The organism is Amycolatopsis sp. NPDC004079 (assembly GCF_040610415.1).
Classification (GTDB): domain Bacteria; phylum Actinomycetota; class Actinomycetes; order Mycobacteriales; family Pseudonocardiaceae; genus Amycolatopsis; species Amycolatopsis halotolerans.
Window position 1 is genome coordinate 50,320 of record NZ_JBEXMH010000058.1, and the last position, 12,550, is coordinate 62,869.

Here is a 12,550-nt window from a genome sequence, read left to right on the forward strand (position 1 = left end):
CGCATTGCGGACGCGCAGATCACTACCAATACACTCCCTCGATCCACACCCACTGTGGCGAGCGTCATGTGAGACGTGCATTGCTTGCACGGCTAGCGTGTCCTTCGGCACAGATCCCCGCCAGTGCAGGCGCGCCGGGTACGACGGGCCCGCGCTGGCCAGACGGCGTTCCCAGGAGGACGAATGTCCCGGCAGTTCCTCGCGGAGGGCGGCATCACGCTCACCGGGGGTGGCTACACCATCGTCGGTGTGGTCGCCGTGGTCGCCCTTGTCGCACTGGCTATCGGTTACGTCCTGCTCAAGGAGGTGCTGGCCGCGGGCCAGGGCACCGCCAAGATGCAGGACATCGCGAAGGCAGTGCAGGAAGGTGCGGCCGCATACCTGAAGCGGCAGCGCAACACCCTCGCCATTTTCGGCGTGATCGTGTTCCTGCTCCTGTTCGCGCTCCCCGCGGACGACTGGAGCGAACGGATCGGCCGGTCGATCTTCTTCCTCGTCGGGGCGGTGTTCTCGTTCACCATCGGCTACCTCGGCATGTGGCTGGCCACGCAGGCGAACCTGCGCGTGGCCGCCGCGTCGCGCGAGGAGGGCGGTCGCGAGAAGGCGATGCGCGTGGCGTTCCGCACCGGCGGCGTGGTCGGCATGATCACCGTCGGGCTCGGCCTCTTCGGCGCGGCGATCGTGGTGCTCGTCTACACCGGCCAGGCACCGAAGGTGTTGGAGGGCTTCGGTTTCGGCGCGGCACTGATCGCGATGTTCATGCGTGTCGGCGGCGGCATCTTCACGAAGGCCGCCGACGTCGGCGCCGACCTGGTCGGCAAGGTCGAGCAGGGTATCCCCGAGGACGACCCGCGCAACGCCGCGACGATCGCCGACAACGTCGGCGACAACGTGGGCGACTGTGCGGGCATGGCCGCGGACCTCTTCGAGTCCTACGCGGTGATGCTCGTCGCCGCGCTGATTCTCGGCAGCTCCGCGTTCGGCGCGCACGGCCTGATCTTCCCGCTGATCGTGCCCGCCATCGGCGTGATCACCGCGGTGATCGGCGTCTACATCACGAAGGCGCGCGCGGGCGAGGGCGGCCTGGTCACGATCAACCGCTCGTTCTACATCTCCGCGGTCATTTCCGCGGTGCTGTCGGCGGTCGCCGCGTTCATCTACCTGCCGAGCAGCTTCGCCGACTTCGGCGAGGGCTTCGCGCACAACACCGGCAACCCGGCGGTGATCGCGACGGTCGCGGTGATCATCGGCATCGTGCTCGCCGCGCTGATCCTGCGCATCACCGGTTACTACACCGGCACCGAGCACAAGCCGGTGAAGGACGTCGGCAAGACGTCGGAAACCGGTGCGGCGACGGTGATCCTGTCCGGCATCTCGGTCGGGTTCGAGTCCGCCGTGTACACCGCGCTGGTGATCGCCGCCGCGGTGTTCGGCGCGTTCCTGCTCGGCGGCGGCGTCGCGCTGTTCGCGGTGGCGCTGGCCGGCACCGGCCTGCTGACCACCGTCGGCGTCATCGTCGCGATGGACACCTTCGGTCCGGTCTCGGACAACGCGCAGGGCATCGCCGAGATGTCCGGCGACGTGGACGAGAAGGCCGCGCAGATCCTCACCGAGCTGGACGCGGTCGGCAACACCACCAAGGCCATCACCAAGGGCATCGCGATCGCCACCGCGGTGCTCGCGGCGACCGCGCTGTTCGGGTCCTATTCGGACGCGATCTCGAAGGCCGTCGGCAGCACGGGTTCGTTCGTCGCGAACATCGTCAGCCCGGAGACCCTGGTCGGCGTGATCGTCGGCGCGGCTGTGGTGTTCCTCTTCTCCGGTCTCGCGGTCAACGCGGTCTCGCGCGCCGCCGGCGCGGTGGTGTACGAGGTGCGCCGCCAGTTCCGCGACATCCCCGGGATCATGGAGGGCACCACGCGGCCCGAGTACGGCCGGGTCGTCGACATCGTCACCCGCGATTCGCTGCGGGAGCTGGCGACGCCGGGTCTGCTGGCCGTTTTCGCGCCGATCGCGGTCGGTTTCGGTCTCGGCACCGGTGCGCTCGCCGGGTATCTGGCGGGCGCGATCGCGACCGGCACGCTGATGGCGATCTTCCTCGCCAACTCCGGCGGCGCGTGGGACAACGCCAAGAAGCTCGTCGAGGACGGCAACCACGGCGGCAAGGGTTCCGACGCGCACGAGGCGACGATCATCGGCGACACCGTCGGCGACCCGTTCAAGGACACCGCCGGTCCCGCGATCAACCCGCTGATCAAGGTCATGAACCTGGTCTCGGTGCTGATCGCGCCCGCGGTGGTCACGCTGACGCTCGGCGGCGGCGCGGACACCACGTGGCGGATCGTGATCGCGGTGGTCGCGGTCGCGGTGATCGTCGCGGCGATCGTCGTGTCCAAGCGGCGCGGCAGTGTCATGGCGGAGGCTCCCGCGGAGGCGAAAGCCTGACGCGTTGCTCCATTCGGGCCCGGTACGCCTTGTGCGTGCCGGGCCCGTTCGCGTCCACGAGACGGGGCGAGTTGCGGACTACTGGCGGGTCGGTACCGTGCGGAGGACACGGATTTCGAGGGACAGGAGTGGTGCGAGTGCGGCCGCGGTGGACCGGTTTGGCCGCGCTGGCAACGGGAATCGGCATCGGGTTGACGGGCTGCGGGCAACCGCCGCCGCCTGCCGAGCAGGTCTCCTCCGGCGGGCACGCGGAGTCGGCGAGCCAAGGCGATCCGGCCGCGAAATGGGCCGACGGATACTGCGGCGCGGTCACGCATCTGGTTCGTGCCTTGGCGAATCTGCCCTCGATCGACCCGAGTTCGTCGGCGCAGGCGACCCGCACGTCCAGCGACCTCCTGGCGTCGGTCGCCACCGGCATCGACCAGACCGTCTCCGGACTGCACCGGGTCGGTCCCGCGCCGCTGCCCGGCGGCGAACCGGCGCGCACGGCTTTGCTCGGCCAGTTCACCTCGGTGCGGCAACAGGCCGACGAGGTGCGCGGCAAACTCGACGCCGCCGCCGATCCCAACGCGGTGAAAGCGGCGCTGGACGACGCGAAATCGGCTATCGACCAGATTTCCCGGCTCGACGTCCTCAAGGGCTTGGACGCGACGCCAGCCCTGTCCGCGGCGGGCAAGCGCGCGGCGGGCTGTCAGCAGTTGGTGGTGCCGCCCGCGCCGCGCTGATCAGGACCGAGCGCCCGCCGAAGGGCGACGGCCCGCTCCGCATCGTGGTGTTCGACGGCGGCCAGGTAATGCTGAAGCAGGACCTGCCGAGACCGTTCGAGCTCACTCAAGCCGACCGACGTCGCCCGGCCGTCTCGCAGCGTCGCCAGCACTGATTCGGGCAGCCTGTCGACTTCGCGTCCGTGCCAAGGATTCAAGCCGTGCCGCAGGCATTCCAGCGCGATGATCTGGGTGCGAAGCTCGTCGAGCATCAGGACGGCCTGCCACGTCCGCCCGCGGGCGATGGCCGAGCGGGCATGCAGCGCGTACAGCCACGCCATGCCGATCACTTGCCCGCTGCCCGGTTTCGGGGCGCTGGTCGGTTCGTTGGCCTGGCCGAAAACGAGCTGGAAGCCGTCCTCGGTGGCGCGGAAGAGATCGTGCGGCCAGAACGACACATCGACCTGGAGCGAAGAGCCGAGAAGGAAGACGCGGTAGCGGACTCCCTCGCGCGAGGTCACGTCGAGGGTGTCGGCGACTCCGAACTTCTCGTCGAGCGATCGAGTCCAGCGCGCGACTACTGCGGCTTCATTCGCGTCCTCCGCGAGTTGGAGGACGAGATCGATGTCCGACCATCGGTCCTCGGTTCCGCGTGCGGTCGAACCGACCAGGGCGGCGCCCGCGATGTCGACGTCTTGGCGGGCGGCGGCGATCAGCTCGTCGCGGATCTGGACGCGTGCGGAGACGGTGAACAAGCTCCCTCCCAGGGGTATTGCTATACCGGTATTAATATACCAGTCCTGGTGTTTCTGCCTGCGGTCTGACACATTGTTCCGAAACTGACATGCTGTTCCGCACGGCGCAGGAAGGAACTTGCAATGACGCAGGCATCCCCTCGACAGCACCGATCGCGCCGCCGTTTCGGCGCGGCCGCAGCCGTGCTGATCGCGGTCTCTGCGCTGATCAGCGCACCCGGCCCGGCCGCGGCGTCGACGGACTTCTACACCCCGCCGGGGTCGCTGCCCGCGGGGAAACCCGGCGACCTGATCCGTACCGAGCCCTCGCCGCTGGGCGTGCCGCTGCCTGCGCAGGCGACCAGGCTCATGTACCGCAGCACCGACGTGCACGGCGCGGCGATCGCGGTCACCGGCACCATGCTCGCGCCGACCACGCCCTGGCGCGGTCCGGGACCGCGTCCGCTGGTCTCCCTCGCGATCGGCACGCACGGACAGGGCGACCAGTGCGCGCCGTCGAAACTGCTCAACACTCCCGTGCACTACCGCCCGCCGTTCGACCTCATGGCGGGCTACGAAGTCGTCGCCATGACTAGCCTGCTCAGCCGCGGCTACGCGGTCGTCGTGACTGACTACCAAGGCCTCGGCACCCCTGGCACCCACACCTACCTCAACCCCGTCGCCGAAGGACACGCCGTCATCGACGCCGCCCGCGCCGCCCAACGGCTGCCGGGCACGCCGACCCCGAGCGGCCCGGTCGCGTTCTGGGGTTACTCCCAAGGCGGCAGCGCGACGGGCGGAGCGGCCGAAGCTGCGCGCGCCTACGCTCCCGAACTCGACCTCCGCGGGTCCTATGTGGGCGCTGCTCCCACCGATCTCGCCGCGCTCTCCGACGAGCTGAAAAGCACCGTGCTGTCCGGTGCTTTCGGCTATTACCTCAACGGGATCATCGCCGCCTATCCGCAGGCCGCGCCGATCGTCCAGTCCGGTCTCAACGACGCCGGGAAAGTCATGCTGCGGAAGGTTGCCGGGCAGTGTGTCGTGGAAACCGCGCTTACCTACGGTTTCCGCCGCTCCGGCGAGTTCACCGTGCACGGCGAGTCGATCATCGCGATGCTCAACGCCAATCCCGAAACTCGCGCCATCCTCGCGTCCCATCGGCTCGGTGCCATCTCGCCGTCGGCGCCCGTGCTCATGTCCACTGGCGACAACGACGACATCGTTCCCGCCCAAGCCGTTCGCGCCACCGCCGCGGATTGGTGCCGTCGCGGCGCGACCGTTCAAATCGACGACATCCGGCTCCCTGCGGTCCTTCCCGGCACCGCGCTCGGCCACATCGCCAACTACGCCGCCGCCACGCCCACCGCGCTCGACTGGCTCGCCGGGCGCTTCGCCGGCAGCCCCGCTCCCAGCACCTGCTGACCGATCGGGGAAAACCGCGGCGCGACCCTCGCGTTCAATCGAACTTGTGTTCTATCATCGGCGGCGTGGATCGGACGATCTCGCTGTTTTCGGCGGAGGCGACCGGCCCGGGCCTGCCAGACCTGGCCGGGCTGTTGTGCTGCCAAGGACAGATCACCGGGTTCGGCCGCACGGCGGCGCGGCTGTCGGTGCTGGTCGAGGAGTCGTGGCGGGCTCGGGTGCTGGCGCGGGAATGCCGCGGCCGGGGCGCGGACGCGCAGGCCGCGGTGGCCGAATGCGGCAGTCCGCAGGTGCGCACGTCGTTCCGGGTCGATCTGCTCGGGTTCGCCGAAGACTGGCTGCGGCCGGGGCACACCGGTCCGGCGGAGGACGATTCGGGCAAGGCGGTGCCCGGCGGATTCCGGCTGAGCGGCGCGATGCTGCGGATGTGGGCGCTGGCGGCCGGCCGTCCCGAACCCGGCGGCTACCTGCTGGGAGTCGATCCGCTGGCCCCGGGGACGCACGAGGAACTGCTGACCGCGCTCGCGGCGCTGGGCGTCCAGGCGCGGCTGCTCGGGCCGAAGGCGGAGCAGCCCGCGGTGCGGGTCAGCGGGCGGCGCAAGCTGGCCGGTCTGCTCGAGCTGATCGGCGAACCGCCCGCCGGGGCGGAGTCGGTCTGGCCGGAGCTGCCGCCTGCCGGGGAACGCCGCGAACGGACGCCGGGGGAGCCGCGTCGCGGGGCTCCGGCGGAGAGTCCCGCACAGTATTTACTGGAGGCTGTCGGGTAGCCGTGCAAGAAAAAGGTCCCCCATCGCCAGCGAGGCGACGAGGGACCCTCCGGTGGGGAAGTCTTACGGTTTCGGCAGGGTGCAGCCCTGCTGGTTGAGGTCGATCTCGTTGGCCGGGGTCAGGCAGGCCGGGATGCCGTAGGTTTCCTGGCCGTACTTGTAGTTCGGCCGCACGGTCGTGTTGCCGGCTTCGTCGACCTCGCACGGGTTGTTCAGCGTGCAGCTCTCGCCGTTGTCGTTGGACGTGTTGTTCACGCCGATGACCTTGCCGGTGTTGCGGTCGACGACCGGCGAACCCGACGTGCCGCCGATGGTCGCGCAGCCCGGCACGTAGCGGATCGAGTCCTTCCAGACCCAGTTGTTCTCGTGCAGTTCGTGCACGAACCCGTCGATCGAGCAGGAGTAGATCTGCTTCCAGTACCCGGACACCACGTCGATCGGCGTGCCCGCCTGCGGATGGCTGTTGACCAGTTCGAGCGGCGGCACGTTGTACTTCTGCTGGATGTCGGCGTAGGTCTCGGACAGCTGGTACAGCGAGATGTCGGTGTCGGTCATCGTCGCGTAGACGACCTTGGTCGCGGTCACGGTGCCCACCGAACTCTGCCCGTCCGGCGACAGCAGGTCGAACGAGCGGTTCGAGGCCTGCCCGACGATCACCTGGCCCGGATCGGGCATGCCCTCCTCGAGACAGTGCCCGTTCGACAGCACCATCGCGGGCGCGTCCATCGGCGTGGCGGCCGGTTTCACGACCGAACCAGAGCAGTTGGACAGCGCCACGGCACCGGTGAACGTGGTGGTCGCCGCGCTTGCTTCGGGGGCGGTGACCAGCGCGAATGTCGCCGCGACGGCGATCGCGGTGCCAACCAGTCGGCGGATCATGGTGGGTTCCTTTCGGCTGGGGGGAGGAATAAGTGAACCGTCGCCATCCTTGGACCCGCCACCGTCTAACGGAGGGTATCGGTGGTCTGACCGGTTACCCTGCACGGCACGTGTCCGACATCACGTGCTAGGTGTGGAGGAGAAACATCGCCGAGGTCAGCGGCGATCCGACGGGCAGGGGCCCAGCGGCTCGTCAGGGCACCTCGGCGCTGCGCGGACACCGGGGACGTGCACACTGACAGGTCGAGACGCGGGCGCAGTACCCCTCTGGTGCAGGGGTGAGAGCGCCGCTGCGGCGGCGCGGAGATGAGTGGAGAGCAGGGCAGCGTGGCAGGAACACGGACCAAGAAGAGCGGTACCGGGGGCAACGGTGCCGATCGACGGCGGCTGGTGATCGTCGAGTCGCCAACCAAGGCCCGCAAGATCGCCCCCTATCTCGGCGGCAATTACGTCGTCGAGTCCTCCGTCGGGCACATCCGGGACCTGCCCCGCGGCGCCGCCGACGTCCCCGCGCAGTACAAGGGCGAGTCGTGGGCGCGGCTCGGGGTCGACATCGACAACGACTTCAAGCCGCTGTACATCGTCACCCCGGACAAGAAGTCCAAGGTCACCGAGCTGAAGGGGCTGCTGAAGGACGTCGACGAGCTCTACCTCGCGACGGACCCCGACCGCGAGGGCGAGGCCATCGCGTGGCACCTGCTGGAGACCTTGAAGCCCAAGGTCCCGGTGCGCCGGATGGTCTTCCACGAGGTCACCGAGCAGGCCATCCAGGCGGCGGCCGCGGCCACCCGCGAGCTGGACGCCGACCTCGTCGACGCGCAGGAAACCCGGCGCATCCTCGACCGGCTTTACGGCTACGAGGTCTCGCCGGTGCTGTGGAAGAAGGTCATGCCGAAGCTCTCGGCGGGCCGCGTGCAGTCCGTGGCGACGCGGATCGTCGTGGAGCGCGAGCGCGAGCGGATGCGCTTCACCTCGGCGTCGTATTGGGACATCTCGGCGACCATGGACGCCGGTGCGGACGCTTCGCCGCGTACGTTCCCCTCGCGCCTCGTCGCGGTCGACGGCTCGCGCCTCGCGACGGGTCGCGACTTCGACTCCAACGGCCAGCTCAAGGGCAACGCAGCGGACATCCGCGTGCTCGGCGAGTCCGACGCGCGGGCGCTGGCCCAGGCGTTGAACGAGCGTGACTTCAAGGTCGCGAGCGTCGAAGAGAAGCCGTACACGCGCAAGCCTTACGCGCCGTTCATGACGTCGACTCTGCAGCAGGAGGCGGGTCGCAAGCTGCGCTTCACTTCCGAGCGCACGATGCGCGTCGCGCAGAAGCTGTACGAGAACGGTTACATCACCTATATGCGTACCGACTCCACGACGCTGTCGGAGTCGGCGATCACGGCCGCGCGAAGCCAGGCAACGCAGCTGTACGGCAAGGAGTACGTCTCGCCGTCGCCGCGCCAGTACACGCGCAAGGTGAAGAACGCGCAGGAAGCGCACGAGGCGATCCGGCCGTCGGGCGAGGTCTTCCGTACGCCGGGCCAGGTCGCGAAAGAGCTGGACACCGACGAGTTCCGGCTCTACGAGATGATCTGGCAGCGCACCATCGCGTCGCAGATGGCGGACGCGAAGGGCACCACGATGTCGGTGCGCATCGTCGGCACCGCGGCGACCGGCGAGGAGTGCACCTTCGCTTCTTCGGGTCGCACGATCACCTTCGCGGGCTTCCTGAAGGCGTACGTCGAGGCAGTCGACAGCGAGGCCGGCGGCGAGGCCGACGACAAGCAGAGCCGGCTTCCGGTGCTGGTCAAGGACCAGGGCCTGACCGCGCCCGAGCTGTCCGCGGACGGCCACTCCACGTCGCCGCCCGCGCGCTACTCCGAGCCGAGCCTGGTCAGCAAGCTGGAAGAGCTGGGCATCGGCCGCCCGTCGACGTACGCGTCGATCATCAAGACCATCCAGGACCGCGGCTACGTCTGGAAGAAGGGCTCCGCCCTGGTCCCGTCGTGGGTCGCGTTCGCGGTGATCGGCCTGCTGGAGCGGCACTTCGAACGGCTGGTGGACTACAACTTCACCGCCGGTCTCGAGGACGAGCTGGACCGCATCGCCAGCGGCGACGAGCACCGCGTCGAATGGCTGTCGAAGTTCTACTTCGGCGGCGACTTCGGCGTCGAGGGTTCGGTCGGCCGTCTCGGCGGGCTGAAGAAGCTGGTCGACGGCAGCGTCGAGGGCATCGACGCGCGCGAGATCAACTCGATCCCGATGTTCAGCGACGCCGAGGGCCACCAGGTCGTGGTGCGCGTCGGCCGGTACGGGCCGTATCTGGAGCGCGAGGTCAACGGCGAGTCGCAGCGCGCGAACCTGCCCGAAGACCTGCCGCCGGACGAGCTGACCGCGGAGATCGCGGAGAAGCTCTTCGCGACGCCGCAGGAAGGCCGCGTGCTGGGCACCGACCCGGTCAGCGGACACGAGATCGTGGCGAAGGAAGGCCGCTTCGGTCCGTACGTCACCGAGCTGCTGCCTGAGCCCGAGCTGCCCGAGGATGCCACCGCGGCGCAGAAGAAGGCCGCGAAGGCGAAGCTGCCGAAGCCGCGTACGGGCTCGCTGTTCAAGTCGATGTCGGTCGAGACGATCACGCTCGACGACGCGCTGAAGCTGCTGTCGCTGCCGCGCGTCGTGGGCAAGGACCCGGAGTCTGGTGACGAGATCACCGCGCAGAACGGGCGCTACGGGCCGTACCTGAAGAAGGGCACGGACTCGCGGTCGATCCAGACCGAGGACCAGCTGTTCTCGATCACGCTGGAAGAAGCACTGAAGATCTATTCGGAGCCGAAGCAGCGCGGCCGGTCAGCGACGGCGAAGCCACCGCTGAAGGAACTCGGCGACGACCCGGTGTCGGGCAAGCCGATGGTGGTCAAGGACGGCCGCTTCGGCCCGTACGTGACCGACGGCGAGTACAACGCGACGCTGCGAAAGTCCGACAGCATCGAGGAACTCACTGCGGAGCGCGGGGCTGAACTGCTGGCGGAGAAGCGCGCGAAGGGTCCGGCTCCGAAGAAGCGGACCACGACGCGCAAGGCGCCAGCGAAGTCCACTGCGGCCAAGTCGACCACGACCAAGTCCGCGGCGGCGAAGTCGACCACTGCGAAGAAGGCTCCGGCCAAGCGGAGCAGTACGGCGACGAAGTCGAAGTAACGAGGATCTGAAGGGCCACCTGGAAAACTCCGGGTGGCCCTTTCTCGTGTCAGGGGGACGGATGGGGGAGACACAGCGCGCTCGTGCCGCGGTTTCGGTGGTTTTCGCGGTGTGTGGTGCGGCGTTCGCTTCGTGGGCGGCTCGAGTGCCTGCGGTGCAAGCGAAACTCGGCCTGAGTGCCGGAGAACTCGGGATCGGACTGTTCGGCCTCGCCGCGGGTTCGGTCGTCGCGTTGCTGGCCGCGGGACCGTTGATCACGAAGATCGGCAGCCGACGCGGGGTTCTGTTCGGGGCCGCGGTGTTGTGCGGAGGACTGCCGCTGGTCGCCTTCGCACCGGACGTGCCGCTGTTCGTCGCGGCGCTCGTGGTGCTCGGGGTGGGCAACAGCCTCCTGGACGTCTCGATGAACGCGCACGCCGCACGCGTCGAAGAGGCTTACGGGCGACCGATTTTCGCCGGATTCCACGCTTTCTGGAACATCGGCGGGCTGGCTGGCTCGGGCGTCGCGGCGCTGATGGAGATTTGGCGAGTGCCGATCGAAGCGCACTTCACCGCTGCTGGCGTGGTGCTGCTGGTGGTCGCGATTTTCGCTGCTTCGCAGTTCTTGCCGGGCGCTGATCGCGGACAGGGCGAGGCGGCGTTTGCCTTGCCCAGCAAGGCATTGATCCCGTTGGGCGTGATCGCGTTCTGCGGTTTCGTCGCGGAAGGCACGGTGAACGACTGGAGTGCGGTCTACCTCCGGGAGGTCACCACGGCGAGCGCGGCCGTCGCGTCGCTGGGCTACTTCGCGTTCTCGATCACGATGATCGCGGTGCGCACGGTGGCCGACCGGGTCGTCGAGCGCGTCGGCGCGGTGCTGTTCATGCGAGTCGCGACGGCCGTGACGGTCGCCGGCTTCGTGCTGGTGGTCGCGGTTCCGGTGCCAGTGGTCGCTGTGATCGGATTCGCCGTGGTCGGACTAGGGGTGTCGGGGATCGTGCCGCTCGCGTGGAGCGCGGCCGGACGCAAGCAGCCGGAGGCGCCAGGCCGGGCGATCTCGGCTGTCGCCGCCTGCGGTTACCTCGGGTTCCTGGCCGGTCCGGTGCTGGTCAGCGGCCTGAGCGGCGGGATCGGCCTGCACTGGGCGCTCGCCGTGGTCGGCGCTCTCGTGGTGACGGTCGGTTTCCTCGCCCCGACGATGCGGGTCGGCGACCCGGTTTCGCGGCGCTGACCGACCGCTCGGCGCACGGATGGGTTGACTCGAACAAAAGTTCGAGAAATTGTCGGTACCAGGGTGTTCAATGACGGGGTGAGCAGTTCAGCACCCGTCGTCTTCGACGTCATCGACGAGGTCATCGGGCCGCTGCGGGCCGAGATGCCGCAGCGGCCTTCGGTGATGGAGTTCTACGACCCGCATTTCGAGGTGCCGCCCGTGCTGGCCGAGGAGGAGCCCGCCGGAGCGGCTTCGGGACTGAGCCTCGCCGAGGAGGTCCGGCAGTCGTTCGGGCCGATGCTCGGCGCCGGGCTGGCCGAGGAGGTGGAGCAGTACACGCGGTTCGTCGCGGGGATGGCCGCGCTCGGACTCGCCACCGACGGCGAGGTGACCGCCGAAGCGGTCGAGCTGTACCGAGTGCTGCGCGGAGGGTTCATCCGGGGAGTGGTCACCGGGGTGTTCCCGGCGAGCGAGGAGCCGTGGGAGGTGCGGTTCTTCGGAGACGAGGACTTCACCACGGTGATGAGCAAACTGGGCCGCCGGGCGCGGCTGCGGTCCGGAATGCTCAGCGCACTGCCCGGCTGGGTGTTCGACGGGCTGCCGGACCGGCCGCCTGGTCCGGGCCCTGCGGTGCGTATTGAGACGGATGACAGCGGCTTGATCCCGCGGGCGGCTTGGGGGGATCTGGATGTCATCCGGGCAGCGGTGGCTCGGCCTCGGCAGGGGACGGTGCTGGTGGATTTGGCTGTGCGGGACGCGGTGTTGGCGGAGTACCCGCATGGGGCGTTCGGGTTGGTGGACAACGATCAGGGGAGGTATCAGTTCCGCGCCGCTCCGAAGGGGGGTGGTGGGTGGGTGGTGACGTGGTCACCGGCTACGCGGGGGACTGCGGAGGCGTGGATTGTGGAGGCGGTGCGGAGTTGTATTTGACGGGGTTGGGGTTGGCCGGGGCTGGAGTTGGCGTGGCTGGGTTGGCTGGGGCTGGGTTAGCTGGGGCTGGGGTTGGCGTGGCTGGTTGGCCGGGGTTGGGTTTGCCGGGGTTGGGTTTGCCGGGGTTGGGTTTGCCGGGGTTGGGTTAGCCCGGGCTGGAGTTGGCGTGGCTGGGTTTGCGGGTCTGCGCGGCAAACTGTGTTTTATGGCGTCGGCTCCGCCGCCGCGGCGGGATCGCCTTTAAGTCGGCGTGTGGAGGGGCAGTGCGCACGGCCTGGGGGCCGTGCGCAC

General features: G+C 68.9%; 9 protein-coding genes. 7 read left to right on the plus strand and 2 right to left on the minus strand.

Going from position 1 to position 12,550, the window contains the following annotated elements:
• The first annotated feature begins 183 nt into the window (after positions 1–183).
• Together ABZX37_RS38860 and ABZX37_RS38865 are read left to right on the plus strand one after the other, a co-directional pair.
• Positions 184–2,445 (plus strand): sodium-translocating pyrophosphatase, encoded by a 2,262-nt coding sequence (locus ABZX37_RS38860; RefSeq protein WP_354748297.1) that lies wholly within the window; start codon positions 184–186, stop codon positions 2,443–2,445.
• Positions 2,446–2,576: 131 nt separating this feature from the next.
• On the plus strand, positions 2,577–3,170 hold the full coding sequence (locus ABZX37_RS38865; protein WP_354748299.1) for a hypothetical protein: 594 nt from the start codon (positions 2,577–2,579) through the stop codon (positions 3,168–3,170).
• Here the strand turns inward: ABZX37_RS38865 and ABZX37_RS38870 are convergent.
• Positions 3,137–3,904, minus strand: a complete 768-nt coding sequence (locus ABZX37_RS38870; RefSeq protein ID WP_354748300.1) for a nucleotidyltransferase domain-containing protein — start codon at positions 3,902–3,904, stop codon at positions 3,137–3,139. The genes ABZX37_RS38865 and ABZX37_RS38870 overlap by 34 nt on opposite strands.
• Before the next feature lie 123 nt (positions 3,905–4,027).
• Between ABZX37_RS38870 and ABZX37_RS38875 the strand changes: the two genes are divergently transcribed.
• Positions 4,028–5,305, plus strand: a complete 1,278-nt coding sequence (locus ABZX37_RS38875) for a lipase family protein (protein WP_354748302.1) — start codon at positions 4,028–4,030, stop codon at positions 5,303–5,305.
• Between the two features lie 65 nt (positions 5,306–5,370).
• Positions 5,371–6,072, plus strand: a complete 702-nt coding sequence (locus ABZX37_RS38880) for a hypothetical protein (RefSeq protein WP_354748304.1) — start codon at positions 5,371–5,373, stop codon at positions 6,070–6,072.
• Positions 6,073–6,135: 63 nt separating this feature from the next.
• Here the strand turns inward: ABZX37_RS38880 and ABZX37_RS38885 are convergent, their stop codons facing one another.
• Positions 6,136–6,951: a serine protease gene (locus ABZX37_RS38885; protein ID WP_354748306.1), complete on the minus strand. Its 816-nt coding sequence runs from the start codon at positions 6,949–6,951 to the stop codon at positions 6,136–6,138.
• Positions 6,952–7,257: 306 nt separating this feature from the next.
• On the opposite strand from ABZX37_RS38885, the gene topA reads away from it, so the two are divergent.
• The 3 genes from topA to ABZX37_RS38900 all read left to right on the plus strand — a co-directional run bounded on the left by topA (position 7,258) and on the right by ABZX37_RS38900 (position 12,259).
• Positions 7,258–10,137, plus strand: a complete 2,880-nt coding sequence (gene topA, locus ABZX37_RS38890) for a type I DNA topoisomerase (RefSeq protein WP_354748308.1) — start codon at positions 7,258–7,260, stop codon at positions 10,135–10,137.
• A gap of 61 nt (positions 10,138–10,198) precedes the next feature.
• A complete protein-coding gene (locus ABZX37_RS38895; protein WP_354748310.1) occupies positions 10,199–11,347 on the plus strand; it encodes an MFS transporter in 1,149 nt (382 codons plus the stop codon).
• A 63-nt stretch (positions 11,348–11,410) separates the two neighbouring features.
• On the plus strand, positions 11,411–12,259 hold the full coding sequence (locus tag ABZX37_RS38900) for an ESX secretion-associated protein EspG (RefSeq protein WP_354748312.1): 849 nt from the start codon (positions 11,411–11,413) through the stop codon (positions 12,257–12,259).
• Positions 12,260–12,550: the final 291 nt, after the last annotated feature.

Excerpts from the sequence above, each read along its gene's own strand:
- ABZX37_RS38875 (WP_354748302.1), top strand. The coding sequence starts at position 4,028 with ATGACGCAGGCATCCCCTCGACAGCACCGATCGCGCCGCCGTTTCGGC.
- ABZX37_RS38860 (WP_354748297.1), top strand. The coding sequence starts at position 184 with ATGTCCCGGCAGTTCCTCGCGGAGGGCGGCATCACGCTCACCGGGGGT.
- ABZX37_RS38895 (WP_354748310.1), top strand. The coding sequence starts at position 10,199 with ATGGGGGAGACACAGCGCGCTCGTGCCGCGGTTTCGGTGGTTTTCGCG.
- ABZX37_RS38885 (WP_354748306.1), bottom strand. The coding sequence starts at position 6,951 with ATGATCCGCCGACTGGTTGGCACCGCGATCGCCGTCGCGGCGACATTC.
- topA (WP_354748308.1), top strand. The coding sequence starts at position 7,258 with ATGAGTGGAGAGCAGGGCAGCGTGGCAGGAACACGGACCAAGAAGAGC.